The organism is Cohnella massiliensis, assembly GCF_900169535.1.
Taxonomy (GTDB): Bacteria; Bacillota; Bacilli; order Paenibacillales; family Paenibacillaceae; genus Cohnella; species Cohnella algarum.
The window spans coordinates 213,713-229,357 of sequence record NZ_LT821255.1 but is presented as its reverse complement, the minus strand read 5'-3'; the positions used below and the strand labels follow the sequence as shown (position 1 = coordinate 229,357).

Below are 15,645 nucleotides of genomic sequence, written 5' to 3'. Positions count from 1 at the left end.
ACTGCATTAAAGAAACGGTGTTCTATGTTACCGTAAAAGTGCCATGATGGGAAGATCTTCTTCGGGTGATTTGAAAATAATTATCTTAAAACAACATGATAAGAGTTATTACAGCGAACCGCTTATGACAGGGCAGATAGAATTTTAAGCATTTACAGAATAGATTTTCACCTAGGGAGCACAACAAAAAGACGAAGGTGCCAATTTTAATCGGTACCTTCGTCTTTTCACAATTACTGGATGACCCACAAGCAAATATAAACCGTCATGACTGACCCATCAAACAACACGTTTGGCACGTACAACTTTACCATTCAACATAAACAATACAAACTCAATTTTTTCACAAAGATCAAAGAGCGTGGTTTTAGGGTTATCGATGGTACGGTTCCCCCCGATTAATCCGAAACGCCCGGTACACCTGCTCCACCAGGATCAGCCGCATCAGTTGGTGCGGGTAGGTGAGACGGCCGAAGGAAAGCTTCTTGTCGGCGCGCTTTAAGACGGCGTCGGACAGGCCGAGGGAGCCGCCGATGACGAAGGCGACGTGGCTGGAGCCGTAGGTGGCGAGTTTGTCGAGATGGGAAGCGAGGTCTTCGGACGACCAGAGCTCGCCGCCGATGGCGAGGGCGATGACGTGCGCGTCGTCCTTCAATTGCAAAAGGATGCGCTCGCCCTCTTTGTCCTTGACCTGGCGTTCTTCGGCGGGGCTGAGGATTTCGGGGGCTTTTTCGTCGGGGACTTCGGTTAGGGTGATGCGGGCGTAGGGGCCGAGGCGCTTGACGTATTCGGCGATGCCCTGGACGAGGTATTTTTCCTTCAGCTTGCCGACGGAGACGATCTGGATATGCAAAAAGGGTTCTTCCTTTCCGGCCAAGCCGCGCGGCGGCCCGGGTTCTGAGTGAAGGGGATATCGCGATAAAGCGAAAAAAAGGGAACGATGACGCACCGGCCCCGAAGACCGCGCACCCCGCGATTCCTCCTCCCGGGACGCGGCCATCGTTCCCTTTCCGAAATCCGGCATCTCCGGACGGTCAAGCTTCCAGCGCCAGCTCACCCGTGCCCGGATTGACCAATAAAATGCGAGCCTCGTACGCTTCGCCAGCGCCGTTCTTGAATTTAAGTTTGCCCGTTTTGCCCTTTTCGATCAGGCTGCGGACCATGGCGTCGGTGAGGCTGCGGCCGAAGCTCATCTTCCAGATGACGAAGGAGCAGCCGGTTTTGTAGTGGCTGCAGCCGTAGCCTTTGCGGCCCATGAAGATTTGGCCGCCGCAGCCCGGGCGCGGGCACGCGCCGATGACGGCGGGCGCGGCGGGGGCGGCGGACGGGGCGGGGGCCGCGGCTGTCGCGACCGCGCTGCGGCGGCGCGTGCGGGCGGGCGCAGCCGCGCCGGCGGCCTTGCCCGCGGCCCGGCGCGACTTGCCGCCCGCGGGCGCGGAACCGCCGCCGCCGCCGCCAGCCTCGCCGCGCCCGAAGGCGGTGCGGACCGCGGGCGGCTGCACGCGGACCTTGTCGACGATCTGCACCGTGAACCGCTTCACGTTGTTCATGAACGTCTCCGCCGACGCCTGGCCGCGGGCGATTTCGTTCAGGCGCTTCTCCCACTGGCCGGTCATCTCCGGCGAGGTGAGCAGCTCGACGCCCGCGCCGCGGATAAGCTCGACGGCGGTGCGGCCCTTCGGCGTAATGACGATCTTCTTGCCCTGCATGTCGATGTAGCCGACCTGCTTCAGCCGCTCGATCGTCGCCGCGCGCGTGGCCGGGGTTCCGAGCCCCGAGTCCTTCATCGCGTCGCGCAGCTCGTCGTCCTCGATCTGCTTGCCCGCGCTTTCCATCGCCTTGAGCAGCGTGCCCTCCGTATAGTGCTTCGGAGGCTGCGTCTCCTTCTCCTTCGCTTCCGCGTCGGCGCACAAGACAGGCTGCGAAGCGTCCAGCTCGAACGGAGCGTCCGTCTCCTCGAGCGGCTCCTCCTGCTCCTTGTCCCCGCTGCCCGAAGCGCCCGCCGAGGCCCCGCCGCCGCCGCGCGCTTTTTTCCCGCTGCGTCCGCCGTCCTTGCCCGCGCCGCCGTCCGGCAGCAGCGCCTTCCAGCCGAGCGACAGCAGCTGCTTGATCGTCGTTTTGAACCGTTCCTGCTCGACTAGCGTCATCACCGTATGCACCTTGTACTCCGCCGCCGGATAGAAATGCGACAGGAACCGCCGCACGATCAAATCGTACACCTTTCGCTCGTCCGGGCTCAGCGCCCCGGCCCGCTTCATCGTCGGCATGATCGCGTGGTGATCCTCGACCTTGGCCGGATTGCAGACGCCCCGGTTCCCCTTGTGCACGAACCGCTTGTCCGCTCCCGCGACGAAGTCCCGGTAGTCGTCCGCCCCGCGCAGCGAGTCGAGGATGCGGTGCATTTCCGGAATGTTTTCCTCGTTGACGTAGTTGGAGTTCGTGCGCGGGTAGGAGATGACCTTGTGCTTTTCGTACAGCGCCTGGGCGACGTCGAGCGTCTTTTTCGCGGAAAAACCGAACTTGCCGTTCGCGTCCCGCTGCAGCAGCGTCAGGTCGTACAGCTTGAACGGATACTCCTTCGTGTCCTTGACCTCGTAGCTCTCGACCGCGCCGGTCTTGCCCTTCGCCTTGGCCGCGATCGCCTCCGCCTTCGCCGGATCGAGAATCCGGTCGCCCTGCCACAAGCCGCGGTAAGACGTCGCCCCCTGCTCGAACAGCCCGGCCACCTCGTAAAACTTCATCGAATCGAACGCCTCGATCTGTTTTTGCCGATCGTAAATAAGCGCCAGCACCGGCGTCTGCACCCGGCCGACCGACAGCAGCTCGTTATGCTTCGTCGTGAACGCGCGCGACCCGTTCATCCCGATCAGCCAGTCCGCTTCGCTCCGGGCCCGCGCCGCTTCGGTCAAGTTCGCGTACTCCGCCTCGTCCTTCAGCTCCTCGAACCCGCGCCGGATCGTCTCGGCCGTCAGGTCGGAAATCCACAGCCGCCGCACCGGCTGCCGCAGCCCCAAATGCCGCCGAATCAACGAAAAAATATGCTGTCCCTCCCGCCCGGCGTCGCACGCGTTCACAAGCGAATCGCAGCGCGAAGCCAGCTCGCGGATAACGGCAAGCTGATCCTTCGTCTTCGGGTTCGGCAGCAGCTTGAACTGCTCCGGAATGATCGGCAAATCGCCGAAATTCCATTTTTTGTACTTGTCGTCGTAACGATCCGGCTCCGCCAGTCCGATCAGGTGGCCGATCGCCCACGTGATAATGTACCGCTCCCCCTCCAGATAACTCCGCATGTTTTTCGCTTTCGGCTCGATGACCGAGGCGATGTTGCGGCCCATATCGGGTTTTTCCGCGATTACCAGCGTTTTCACAAGGCATGTCCCTTTCCGGATTCACTAGAATACGCGACGGAGGCTTTCCGATCCGCAAGGCTTTGTTCCATTTTACCACATCCGGCCCCGCTGCCGGCCCGAAAATCGAAACGCGAAAAAACCCATCGCGGGGTTCATTCCGACCCTGCGACGGGTTTTGCTTGCTTTCGAGTCGTACACGCCGTGCGCGCCATGCGCTCGATGGGCGTCCTGCATCAAGCGCGCGCCGCGCAAACAACGCCTCCGGGCCCCTTAACGGCCGCCGAGCGATTCGCTCGGCGTCGACGCCGCGGCCAGCTCCCGCTCCAGCTCTTCCGTATACTCGCGCTTCTGCTCGTCCGAATAGGCCAGGCAGTCCGCCATGAAATCGATCGCGGCTTCCTTCCAGCGCTTTGCCCAGTCGATGTCGAACAGAACGGCCCCCGTTCTCCGCAGAAAGAAATCGACGGGCTTGACCGCCATCTCCTCCTCGATCGCGTACAGCAGCTCCGCCCGCAGCTCGGGCGGAAGCCCGTGCGGATCGGCCTTCCCTTTCCCGTTCCGGATCCGGTCGTGCACGGCCGTCACGTTCGACCCGTACCGGCGGGCGAGCCGCTCCGCCGCCTCCTTCGTCAAGCCGAGCTTCACGCCGGCTTCCGTCATCTTCTGCACGAAGGACGGGAACTGCCGCGATCCCCCCACGTCGCCACCCGAGATCGGCAGCGTCTTCGTGCCGCACGGCTCGAACGGCCCGCGCCCGGCTTCCCGCAGCTTGGCCGCGAGAAGATCGGTCACCGTTTCCGCCATTTTGCGGTAACCGGTCAGCTTGCCGCCGGCGATCGTGATCAGCCCGGAAGCCGAGACGAAAATTTCGTCCCGCCGCGACACTTCCGACGGCGATTTGCCCGCTTCGTAGATCAGCGGACGCAATCCCGCCCAACTGGACTCGACGTCCGCTCCGGTCAGCTTCAGGTCCGGGAACATGCCGTTGGCGGCGGCCAGGATATAGTCCCGATCCTCCTCGCTCATGCGGGGATGGACCGTATCTCCGGCGTAGTCGGTGTCGGTCGTGCCGACGTATGTTTTGCCTTCGCGGGGAATCGCGAACACCATCCGGCCGTCCGGCGTATCGAAATAAATCGCCTGGCGAAGGGGAAACCTTCGTCCGTCGAACACGAGATGAACGCCTTTCGTCAGCCGCAGCGTCTTCCCTTCCTTGGAGCGGTCGAGCTCGCGCAGCGTATCCACCCAGGGACCGGTGGCGTTGACCACCTCGCGCGCCTTGATCCGGTAAGTCCCGCCGCCGATGACGTCCCGGGCGACGACTCCGACGAGCTTGCCGCCTTCGTACAGAAGCTCCTCCGCCTTGACGTAGTTCGCCGCGCGCGCTCCGGCTTCGACCGCTTTTTTCATGACCTCGATCGTCAGGCGGGCATCGTCCGTCCGGTATTCCACATAGTAGCCGCCGCCCTTCAGCCCTTGCCGCCGCAGCAGCGGCTCCTTGGCCAGCGTCTCTTCCTTGCTGAGCATTTTGCGGCGCTCCTCGCGCTTGACCCCGGCCAGAAAATCGTATACGCGCAGCCCGATCGACGTCGTGAACGCCCCGAACGTCCCTCCCTGATAGAACGGCAGCAGCATCCATTCCGGCGTCGTCACGTGGGGGCCGTTCTCGTAGACGACCGCGCGCTCCTTCCCGACCTCGGCGACCATCTTCACCTCGAACTGCTTCAAATACCGCAGCCCCCCGTGCACGAGCTTCGTCGAACGGCTCGACGTCCCGGCCGCGAAATCCTGCATTTCGATCAGCGCCGTCGACATCCCCCGCTTCCGGGCGTCCAGCGCGATGCCCGCGCCCGTAATCCCGCCGCCGATAATCAAAACGTCGAACACGCCGTCTTCCAATTCCGACAGCCGTCCCCGGCGATCCGTGCCGTAGTTTCCGTTCATCCGTCATCCCTCATTTTCCCGTTAATGTAAAAAAAGAACCACTGCCATCCCGCCGCGCAAGCGCAGCGGGAACGTCCGTGGTTCTCCCGATCTCCTACCGTGTATGAACTTGTTAAAGTGATTATAGCATTTTACCCGAAAGAACGAAAGCAAACGGCCGCCCCATTACGGCTTGAACGCCATGGCGGCCTGGACCGCCTTCTTCCACCCCGCGTACGCGCGGTCCCGCTCGTCTTCCGGCATCGCCGGCCGGAACGTCCGCTCCAGCTTCCAGCCGTCGGCGATCTCCTGCTTATCCGCCCAGTAGCCGACGGCAAGCCCGGCCAAATACGCCGCTCCGAGCGCAGTCGTCTCGTTGACGACCGGGCGCTCGACCTCCGCCCCGAGCAGATCGCTTTGGAACTGCATCAGAAAATCGTTGCGCACCGCGCCGCCGTCCACGCGCAAGCCTTTGAGCGGCAAGCCCGAATCGACGGCCATCACGTCCAGCACGTCCTTGGTCTGATAGGCCAGCGATTCCAGGGTCGCCCGAACGAAATGCTCCTTCGTCGTTCCCCGCGTAAGCCCGAATACGGCTCCCCGCATTTCGCTGTCCCAATAGGGCGTGCCCATGCCGACGAAAGCCGGCACGACGTACACCCCTTCCGACGACGACACCCGGGTCGCGTACGTCTCGCTGTCCGCGGTCTGCTTCAGCATCCGCAGGCCGTCCCGCAGCCATTGCATCGCCGATCCGGCGACGAATACGCTCCCTTCCAGCGCGTATTCGACCCGGCCGCCGATGCCCCAGGCGATCGTCGTCAGCAGCCCGTGCTCGGAGCGGACGGCTTCGTCGCCCGTGTTCATGAGCATGAAGCAGCCGGTTCCGTACGTGTTTTTGGCCATCCCTTTTTCGAAGCAGGCCTGCCCGAACAACGCCGCCTGCTGGTCGCCCGCGATGCCGGCGATCGGCACCTCGTTGCCGAAAAAGTGGTGCTTGACGGTCCGGCCGTACACTTCCGACGAAGAGCGCACCTCCGGCAGCATGGACGCCGGAACCCCCAGAATGTCGAGCAATTCCTCGTCCCAAGCCAGCTCGTGAATGTTGTAGAGAAGCGTCCGGGACGCGTTGGAATAGTCGGTGACGTGAACCTTGCCCCCGCTCAGCTTCCAGACGAGCCAAGAATCGATCGTGCCGAACAGCAAATCGCCGTTTTCCGCCTTCTCGCGGGCTCCTTCGGCGTGATCGAGCAGCCACTTGATCTTCGTCCCGGAAAAATAAGGGTCGATCAGCAGGCCCGTTTTCCCGCGGAAGCGCTCCTCATGCCCTTGCCGCTTCAGCTCCTCGCAAATGTCCTGCGTTTGCCTGGACTGCCAGACGATCGCGTGATGGATCGGCCGGCTCGTATGGCGATCCCATACGACCGCCGTCTCCCGCTGGTTCGTGATGCCGATCGCCTCGATCTGCTCGGGGAGAATTTCCGCCTGGGACAGCGAGCTGGCGATCACGCCCAGCACCGATACCCAGATTTCGCTTGCGTCATGCTCCACCCAGCCCGGCTGCGGAAAATATTGCCTGATCTCCTGCTGCGCCGTGCTGACGATGCGGCCCTGCCGGTCGAACACGATCGCCCGGGAGCTCGTCGTCCCTTGGTCAATCGCCAAAATGTATTTCTGCGACACTCAACCTTCCCCTTTCCGCCCTGCGGGCTCGAAATGCTTCCACAGCTCGTAATTCGACGTCGTTACCGCCGACGCCCCGGCGCGAAGCGCCTGTTCGACGTCGTTCACCGTCCGGATCAGGCCGCCGGCGAAAATCGGAATCCCCGTCCGTTCGGACACTTCCGCGATGATGTGCGGAATGACGCCGGGAAGGACTTCGATGAAGTCCGGCTTCGTCCTCTCGAACATGGCGTAGCTTTTTTCCAGGGCGTTCGTATCGAGCAGGAACAGCCTTTGAATCGCCAGCAGCCCGTTCTGCTTCGTTTTCCCGATGACGCCGGCCCGGGTGGACACGATGCCCGCCGGCTTTACGACCTGGCACAAATACTCTGCCGCGTATTCGTCGTTTTTCAGTCCTTCGATCAAATCCGCGTGCAGGATCGGCTTCTTGCCATGCGATTTCGCCAGATCGACGATCGGCCGGATCTGACTGATGTGGGTGTCGAGGATCACGATATATTCGTACGACAGCTTGATCAGCTTCTCCAAATCCTTCACTTTCCGGGCAGCAGGCAATACGCTCTGGTTACGGAAATTCATGTCGGCCTCTCCCTCCGCTCCCCTGAACGGGGGGCTTAAATGACAAAAAAGGAGAATGACGAACCGGTCCGACGAGGACCCAATTCGCGTGTTCTCCTTTTCTCCGCCACACATATCAACTTGAGCACATTATAAACCAAACGGAAAGGAGTGTCTATATGAAAGCGTCTTTTTTCGGATGGCATTCGGCTTGCCAAGCATTGACATCCTGAATTTGTCAAGTATGATAGAAAATAAATTAATCTGCAGGCTGCCACGGAGAAGCAGAGCCGGCAGCTAGTCCTTGCGTACTCGCGAAGGGCTAGCTGTCGGCTTTTTCTTTTTGCGTGCGCTCCGCACAAGGAGGTTACCGTCATCCGCCAAAACGCCGAAAACGCCGGGAACGCCAAGTACGTCCTTACGCTGGATCAGGGCACGACCGCCTCCCGCGCCATTCTGTTCGACCGCAAGGGGAATCCGAAGGCCGTCGCCAAAAAAGAATTCAAGCAACATTATCCTAGGCCCGGCTGGGTCGAGCACGACGCCGAGGAAATTTGGGAGAGCCAGTCCGCGGTCATGTACGAGGTTTTGCAGCGGGCGGACGTCGCCCCCGAGCAGATCGCCGCGATCAGCATCACGAATCAGCGAGAAACGACCGTCGTCTGGAACCGGCTGACGGGCCAGCCGATCTATCGGGCGATCGTCTGGCAGAGCAAGCAATCGGCGGACATCTGCAACCGCCTGAAAGCGGAAGGCTTCGAACCGGCGGTGCGGGAAAAAACGGGGCTCATTCTCGACCCGTACTTCTGCGGCTCGAAAATCCGGTGGATTCTGGACCATGTCCCCCAGGCGCGCGAGATGGCCGAGCGCGGGGAGCTGCTGTTCGGCACGATCGACACCTGGCTGCTGTGGAAGCTTACGGACGGCAAGGTGCATGCCACCGATTGCTCCAATGCCTCCCGAACGTTGCTGTTCAACATTCATGAGCTCGAGTGGGATCCCGAACTGCTGCGCATGCTGGATATTCCGGCTTCGATGCTGCCGGAGGTCAAGCCTTCCAGCCATATTTACGGCTACGTTTCCGAATCCCTGTTCCCCGTCCCCATCCCGATCGCGGGGATGGCGGGCGACCAGCACGCTTCCCTGTTCGGCCACGCCTGCTTCGAGAAGGGAATGGCGAAGAACACGTACGGGACGGGCTGCTTTTTGCTGATGAACACCGGCTCGGAGCCGGTTTCGTCCGACAACGGGCTGCTGACGACGATCGCCTGGGGCATCGACGGCAAGATCGTTTACGCGCTGGAGGGGAGCATCTTCATTGCCGGCGCGGTAGTCAAATGGCTGCGGGACGGGCTGAAGACGATCTGGAAAGTATCGGATTCGGACGAGCACGCGGCGGCCGTTCCCTCGGCCGACGGGGTCTATTTCGTGCCGGCGTTCGTCGGCCTCGGCGCCCCTTACTGGGACATGGAGGCGAAAGGAGCCATCTTCGGGCTAACCGCGAGAACGACGGAGGACCATATCATCCGGGCGGCCGTCGAGTCGATCGCGTACCAGACGAAGGACGTCTTGACGGCGATGGAGGCGGACTCCGGAATCAGGCTCGTCAAGCTGACGGCGGACGGAGGCGCCGCGGCGAACGAATTTCTGATGCAGTGGCAGGCGGACTTGCTGAACGTCCCGATCGAACGGCCGAGGGTGCTCGAGACGGCCGCGCTCGGAGCCGCGTACCTGGCCGGACTTGCCGTCGGGTTGTGGAGGGATCAGGAAGAGATTTCCCTGCAAATTCGGACCGGCAAGGATCGAACGTACGAACCCGATCTGGCCGAGGAGGTCCGGCAGGAGCGGTACGAAGGATGGGTGCAGGCCGTTCATGCCGCTATGGCCTTCAAAACGAAGAGCCCAAACGGCAAACGATAAGCAAAAAGCCCTTCGGCAGACGGCGCGCAGCCGCCGGGCCGAAGGGCTTTTTTAGGTGTCGTCAGACCAGATTCCAGAACAACGCCGTGTTCGCGACCGTAATCATGGTGAACAGGATCGTATTCACGAAGGAGGCGAGCCAGACGTTGTTCGTTTTCTCGAACAGCTTGCGGGCGTAGACCGCCGCGACGACCAGGCAAGGAACGAGCGCGAAGAGCAGAATGCCGTTCAACGCTTGATCCGGGTACAGCGAGACGCCGGTCAGGAAGTCTTTGCCGTATTGGGCGATCAGCCACAGCACGAGCCCGCCTACGTTCAGAACGACGGACAGCAGATAGCCGCCCTTGCGTCCCCGCGTGTTCGCGTTGAGCGCCACCACGCTGACGAAATAGTAGAACAGGAAGAACGGCAGGTACCGCAGCGCGGTGACGACGTGCTCCATTTCGAACGTGCGGACCGCAAGCACCCACAAGCGGAAGTCGGTTCCGAAAACGGCCTGCAGCGCGAACAGGAGCGCATAGCCGACGACGACCGCGATCGCCGCCGTGCACAGGCTGGCGACGATGACGACGGGGTTCAGGCTGATGCCGTACTGGCCGAACGAGGTTCCCGCCCCTTTATTCGAGAAGTAGTGGAACGCCATCGTCAGGAAGGCAAAGATCAGCGCCACCGAAATCGCCCAATAGCCGATCTGGTTCGTCGTCGGTTCGTTGAACGTCGATCCGAGCTGCAGAATCGATCCCGCATTGTCGAAGACGAGCCACATGACGAGGGACACGACCGCCAGCAGCGCGCTGCCCGTGCCGATGTTTCTTTTCTTCGCCGCGAAGCCGGCGATCGCCCCGACAACGCCCAGACCGAGCAGGACGAGGGAGATGACGACAAGGGCGTTCATTCCGCCCTCTTGTTTGTCCATCAGCGTCGGGAACAAAATCGCCGGGATGAGCACGCTGAAGGCGAACGCGATCCAGAAAAGCGCTTTTTGCAAGCCGGTCGCCGGCGCCGGTACGGCGGCCGTCGATTCCGTCACGGACTTGCGCAGGAACGGCGCTTTGAGCAGCAGGCCGATCAGCGGGACGAACATCAGGAAGAAGCCGACGAGCGCGACGCCGTTGAAGGCTTCCTTCAGCCACCAAATTTGATTGCCCGAGCCCAGGTCCGACCGGATATCGGACGCGGCGACGCCCTCGAACGCATGGTTGTAAAAATCGATCAGGTTGGCCGTGACCGTCGGCGAGAAGTGGTTCCACGGGTGGGTCTGATTCGGCGTGAAAATGATGCGCTCGCCCGTCTCCGAAGGCCGGACCGCCTTCTCCTCCACCAGAACGTCGCCCGACTGCACGGTATAAAACTTGCCGGCCTCGGCCTGCTGATCCGCCGGCACGCCGAGAAACGATTTGCCCGACAGCGTCGCGACGAAATCCTTGCGCGTGACGGTTCCCTGCACTTCCAGCTCCGACGGAGTTTTCTCCGCGTCTGATTTGTTGAAGAAAAATTCATCGTATTGCCCCCCGATCACCCCGACCGTGCGGCTGCCGAAGGCGGCCTGGAGCTGATCCTGCGGCGCGACCGCGGAGGCGTAGGAGAAGTCCGCGCCGACGGCGATGCCCGCATGAATCATGCGGTGCCCGGCCTGCAGGGCGTTCATCTCGTCGAAATACATGGCGAGCAGCGACGAGAACCCGCCCATGGAGTGGCCGCTGACGGCGACGTAGGCGTTGCCGTTCTCGTCCTTCAGGGTGTACGGCTGGTCGTAAATATATTTGGCCGCGTCGAACTGGGAATAGATCCAGAACGTCGAGAACATCTGGTCGACCGGAATGTCGGCCGTCCAGCGGGAGTCGCCGTGGTCGTATTGGTCCAGCGCCAGGACGATGTAGCCCCGTCTGGACATTTCGATAGCGGGCGCGTCCTGCATTTCCTTCGAGTTCAAATAGCCGTGCGTCGTCACGATGACCGGCCGCGGATTGTCGGGGCCCGCTCCCTCCGGCATGTACAGCAGCCCGTGAAGCTGGCCGTGATCGGCATCGAACGAGATTTCCTTTACTTTTACCGAGTAGAACGAGGTGTGGAACATGCCGGCCAGGAAGCTTCCGACGATCATAAGCGCCAACGAAATGGCCAGCAGCCCCTGCGGCTTTTTCCAAAACGATCGAGATTGTGCCATGTGCAGACTCCTTCTGAGTTTTATTAGCGGGTGACAGCGCTGTCATTCCCTTGCCGAATGAAAAAAACCACAACGCCATCGACCGCGCGATTCGCGCAGCCAAGTGTTGTGGTGTCTCCCGTTCTCCAACCCGCTATTAATTTGTGATCATTATAACACGGAAAATTTGGGTTGAATAGCCCTTCGCGGGAGTTGGGCCCGGACGGGAGGCCTGCTACAATAAAAGGAACCCGTGCCGGATTCCCGGCGGCGGTCATCGGGCATGATGCGCAGTACCTATCGAAAATAGACCGGACGAAGGAGCGGCTGAAGATGAACGACGAAATGGTGGACTGGGCCGGCGCCATGAGGCTCGTGGATCGGCTTGACGCGGAGGCCGCCGCCGATCCGCTGGAGGCTTTCGCTCTCGACGAGCTGCTGTGCAGGCGCGCCGGCGAGACCGGAGATGCTTTCTGCCATATGTGGCGGCATCCGAACGCCTTCGTGCTCGGACAGCGCGACAGCCGGCTGCCGCATGCGGCGGAGGCGTCGCGCTGGCTGGAATCGCAGGGCTGGCAGGTCGTCGTGCGCCATTCCGGCGGCGCGGCGGTGCCGCTCGATGCCGGCGTCGTCAATCTCTCGCTTATTTTTCCGAAAAGCGGCGGCGCGGACGCGCGCTTTCGCCAGGACTTCGAGCGGATGTACGCGCTCGTTCGCGAGGCTCTCGCCTTCGCCGGCGTCGCCGTGGACAAAGGCGAGATCGCGGGCGCCTATTGCCCCGGCGACTACGATCTCAGCATCGCGGGCCGCAAGTTCTGCGGCATCGCCCAGCGCCGGCAGCTGCGCGCCGCCAGCGTGCAGGCGTTCGTCGTCGCGGGCGGAGCCGGCGACGACCGGACGCGCCTCGTGCGCGCGTTCTACGAACGCGCCGCGCCAGGCGCGGAGCCGTCCGCCTACCCGCGGGTGGCGGACGGCAGCACCGCCAGCCTCGAAGAGCTGGCGGGCTTTGGCGCGAACGCGGCGCGCGCGTTCGCGGACGCGGTCCGGCGCGCGATCGGGCGCCGGCAGGGCGCGGCGGGCGCCGCTGCGGCATTCGGCGCCGCCGGGGCAGCCGCCGCCGGGACCGCCGGGGCCGGGGCCAACGCCGCCGGCGAGCCCGGCCCGCTTGCCGGCCGGCCCGCCGAACCGGCCCCGCTCGCTGTCCCGGCCCCGCTTGCCGTCCCGCCCGCCGAACTGCCGGCCGCGGCCGACATCCGCGCCATGGCCGAAACGCTTCGGCAGCGGTACCGCCCGCGGAGCCAGTAGCTCGTTCCTGCCGAGCAACATTTGTGCTCGGCTATGAGGCTTTCGACCGTCCCGGCCCGGTTATGGGCGGGAACCCGGGAACCGAATGGGGTTGGGGTCGGTTTGGCTTTGACGCGGCGGGATGCGGTTATGCCGATTGGCGCCAAGCGCTAAGACGAAGGTTCGTACGAAACCATACAAAAACGTCCACAGAACCGCCCAACAGACCGATTTTGTATGAAAAATCATACAAACGGCATCACAAAAGCGCCAAATGACGGAGTTTTGTATGAAATATCACACAAAAACGCCAGCAGAACCGCCCGACGAGCCAATTTTGTACGAAAAATCATACAAATGTCTTCGAAAAAGCGCCAAATGACCGGATTTTGTATGAAATATCACACAAAAACGCCAGCAGAACCGCTTGGAGGCCGGCTTTGCAGAGTAATCGTATGGTTCACGGACAGGCGGATGGAGAAATTTTAAATATTCCTTTACAAGAATATTCCGTTCATGGTATATTCGATTCGAGGTACGGTTTACGAACCGAGGAAACGAGGTGGATCGCATGATTCAAACCGAAGTTGCAATCTCCGCCGTACTTCGCGCAACATGGCTTAAAGGAATGGCCAGATGATGGAAACCGCGATATTCAGCGCGCTGGCCGAGCCCCATCGGCTGCGCATCGTCGAGCTTTTGAAAAACGGTCCCCTGACGGTGAACGAGATCGCCGAGCGCCTGCAAATCCGGCAGCCCCAAGCCTCGAAGCATTTGCGCGTCCTGCTGGAGGCCGGGCTCGTCGAAGTCGAAGCGGTCGCCAACCGCCGGAATTACAGGCTGCGGTCGGAGCCGTTCCAGACGCTGTACGATTGGCTGAAGCCTTACCGCAACGTTTGGAACGAGCGTTTCGACAATCTCGATATTTACCTGCAGAAGCTGCAAGCCCAGGAAGACGATCAGCCCGAATAATGACCCTGTCAACCCAAATCCAGGGAGGAGTCGCGCATGTCGAACCGGATGTCGATCAAAGCGGAAGGCCGGGAGTTTACGATGGAGAGGATTTTCGATGCGCCCCGCGAGCTTGTGTTCAAAGCGTTTTCGGAAGCGGAGCATTTGAAGCAATGGTGGGGGCCGAGAGGCTGGGAGCTGACGGCGTGCGACATCGATTTCCGTCCCGGCGGCGTCTGGCATTACTGCATGAAATGCATGGACCCGAATCAGGGAGATTTCTACGGCATGGAATCCTGGGGCAAATCGGTCTATCAGGAGATCGTCCCGAACGAAAAGATCGTCTATATCGACTACTTCTCCGATGCCGAAGGCAGCATTTCGGAGGACATGCCGGCTCCCGAATCTACGGTGGTTTTTCAAGAGCATGAGGGCAAGACCAAGGTAATCAGCATTTCCCGGTACGATACCCCCGAAGCGCTCAAAACCGTTGTGGATATGGGCATGGAGGAAGGGGTCACCCAAACGTGGGATCGTCTGGCCGAGCACCTGCAGGCGGTACAACCATAAAACGGCGTTTTCCAAGGGGGTGCCGCGGCGGATTTGTCCGCCCGCCGGCAGCCCCTTCCCTTTTCGCAAGCGGAGCTCATCCCCGCAGCAGCGCAAACGCCATGCCCGGCGACCCCAGCCGAATTTCACTGATGACGCAGGCCAGCATGAGCGCCTCCTGCAGCCGGCTTTGCCGGATGTCTCCCAGATCGATCATGTCTCGCCAGCCCAAGTCCTCCAGCAGCGATTTGACCTGATTTTTCGCGCGAGCGTCGTTGCCCGACACGAACATCGCGGGCATGCCGTCCCGGAAGCTCGGATGGACCATCCGACTGTCGCTGACCGTGTTCAGCGTTTTGACGACGCTGCTGTCCGGCAGCCACCGCTGAACGAGCTCGCCGGCCGACGTGTCGCCGTACATCAACCGCGGACCGTCTTCGAAACGGACGGCGTTGGTGACGTCGACGACCGTTTTGTTTTTCAAAACTCCGGGCTCCAGACGTTCGAGCGCCTCCTTCAAGCCGTCCCAGGGCAAAGCCGCGAAGACCGGATCGCCGAACCTTGCCGCTTCGTTCAAGGATACGACGTCCCCTTTTCCCCCCGCCTCCCGCTTCCATTCCCGATGCTTCGCATGCTCGGGGTCGCGGCTGCCGATGCGGACTTCGTGGCCCGCCCGAATCAGCCCCTCGCCTATGGTTTTTCCCACGCGTCCTGCGCCCAAAATGCCGATCTTCATGAATACCCGCTCCCTTCTACGGGAGATTATAGGAGCCGAGCCCGCGGGCCGGCAATAAGGCACTTTTTCGTTTCCCGCCCATGCCGCGTGCGAATGCATTATAATATGAATAAAAAAACGGAGGACGGGATGAAACGATGCCCGCTCAATTGAACGATTGTCCCGTGGAGCGCGTGTTTTCGATGCTGAGCGGCAGATGGAAGATCCCGATTTACCGACACTTGCACACCAGCCGGGGGCCCGTGCGTTACAGCGAATTGCTGCGCCATCTCCCCGCCATTTCCGGAAAAATGCTGACCGAACAACTCCGCGAGCTGGAAGCCGACGGGATTGTCGAAAGAACGGTCACCCCGGATATCCCGCCCAAAACAAAGGTCGAATACTCCCTCACGCCTCAAGGGAGGTCCATGATCGGCTTTCTGGATCGGATGAGCGAATGGGGAATCGCGCATATCCGGAACTTGGGCCCCGAACAATGACAGGATGGCGCCGCTCCAAAGTCCCGCCGACGCAAAGGCGCAATTTTTTATCGCCATTCGGCAACC

General features: G+C 61.4%; 12 protein-coding genes. 5 read left to right on the top strand and 7 right to left on the bottom strand.

The window, feature by feature from the left end:
• Nucleotides 1–373: 373 nt before the first annotated feature.
• The 5 genes from rlmH to B7E11_RS04310 all read right to left on the bottom strand — a co-directional run bounded on the left by rlmH (nt 374) and on the right by B7E11_RS04310 (nt 7,535).
• Nucleotides 374–853, bottom strand: a complete 480-nt coding sequence (rlmH, locus tag B7E11_RS04330; protein ID WP_080832467.1) for a 23S rRNA (pseudouridine(1915)-N(3))-methyltransferase RlmH — start codon at nt 851–853, stop codon at nt 374–376.
• Between the two features lie 181 nt (nt 854–1,034).
• The gene (locus tag B7E11_RS04325) at nt 1,035–3,368 is read right to left on the bottom strand and encodes a type IA DNA topoisomerase (protein WP_080832377.1); all 2,334 of its coding nucleotides are present in this window, start codon (nt 3,366–3,368) and stop codon (nt 1,035–1,037) included.
• A gap of 252 nt (nt 3,369–3,620) precedes the next feature.
• Entirely contained in the window at nt 3,621–5,294 is a 1,674-nt protein-coding gene (locus tag B7E11_RS04320) for a glycerol-3-phosphate dehydrogenase/oxidase (protein ID WP_080832376.1), read from the bottom strand.
• A gap of 165 nt (nt 5,295–5,459) precedes the next feature.
• On the bottom strand, nt 5,460–6,956 hold the full coding sequence (glpK, locus tag B7E11_RS04315) for a glycerol kinase GlpK (RefSeq protein WP_080832375.1): 1,497 nt from the start codon (nt 6,954–6,956) through the stop codon (nt 5,460–5,462).
• On the bottom strand, nt 6,957–7,535 hold the full coding sequence (locus tag B7E11_RS04310) for a glycerol-3-phosphate responsive antiterminator (protein ID WP_028598486.1): 579 nt from the start codon (nt 7,533–7,535) through the stop codon (nt 6,957–6,959).
• 354 nt (nt 7,536–7,889) lie between these two features.
• On the opposite strand from B7E11_RS04310, the gene glpK (B7E11_RS04305) reads away from it, so the two are divergent.
• Nucleotides 7,890–9,434 carry a glycerol kinase GlpK gene (gene glpK, locus B7E11_RS04305; RefSeq protein WP_080832374.1) on the top strand — a complete coding sequence of 515 codons (1,545 nt, stop codon included), beginning with the start codon at nt 7,890–7,892 and terminating at the stop codon, nt 9,432–9,434.
• A 61-nt stretch (nt 9,435–9,495) separates the two neighbouring features.
• Here the strand turns inward: glpK (B7E11_RS04305) and B7E11_RS04300 are convergent, their stop codons facing one another.
• Nucleotides 9,496–11,601 (bottom strand): alpha/beta hydrolase family protein, encoded by a 2,106-nt coding sequence (locus B7E11_RS04300; protein ID WP_080832373.1) that lies wholly within the window; start codon nt 11,599–11,601, stop codon nt 9,496–9,498.
• 312 nt (nt 11,602–11,913) lie between these two features.
• Here B7E11_RS04300 and B7E11_RS04295 point away from each other — a divergent pair, with 312 nt between their 5' ends.
• The 3 genes from B7E11_RS04295 (at nt 11,914) to B7E11_RS04285 (ending at nt 14,385) form a co-directional block, all read left to right on the top strand.
• Entirely contained in the window at nt 11,914–12,885 is a 972-nt protein-coding gene (locus B7E11_RS04295) for a lipoate--protein ligase family protein (protein WP_080832372.1), read from the top strand.
• 618 nt (nt 12,886–13,503) lie between these two features.
• On the top strand, nt 13,504–13,836 hold the full coding sequence (locus B7E11_RS04290; protein ID WP_080832371.1) for an ArsR/SmtB family transcription factor: 333 nt from the start codon (nt 13,504–13,506) through the stop codon (nt 13,834–13,836).
• Nucleotides 13,837–13,872: 36 nt separating this feature from the next.
• A complete protein-coding gene (locus B7E11_RS04285; RefSeq protein ID WP_080832370.1) occupies nt 13,873–14,385 on the top strand; it encodes an SRPBCC domain-containing protein in 513 nt (170 codons plus the stop codon).
• 76 nt (nt 14,386–14,461) lie between these two features.
• Here the strand turns inward: B7E11_RS04285 and B7E11_RS04280 are convergent, their stop codons facing one another.
• Nucleotides 14,462–15,100 (bottom strand): NADPH-dependent F420 reductase, encoded by a 639-nt coding sequence (locus B7E11_RS04280; RefSeq protein WP_176220603.1) that lies wholly within the window; start codon nt 15,098–15,100, stop codon nt 14,462–14,464.
• A gap of 137 nt (nt 15,101–15,237) precedes the next feature.
• Here B7E11_RS04280 and B7E11_RS04275 point away from each other — a divergent pair, with 137 nt between their 5' ends.
• Complete coding sequence (locus B7E11_RS04275; protein WP_028598480.1) at nt 15,238–15,579, top strand: winged helix-turn-helix transcriptional regulator; 342 nt, start codon at nt 15,238–15,240, stop codon at nt 15,577–15,579.
• Nucleotides 15,580–15,645 lie beyond the last annotated feature (66 nt).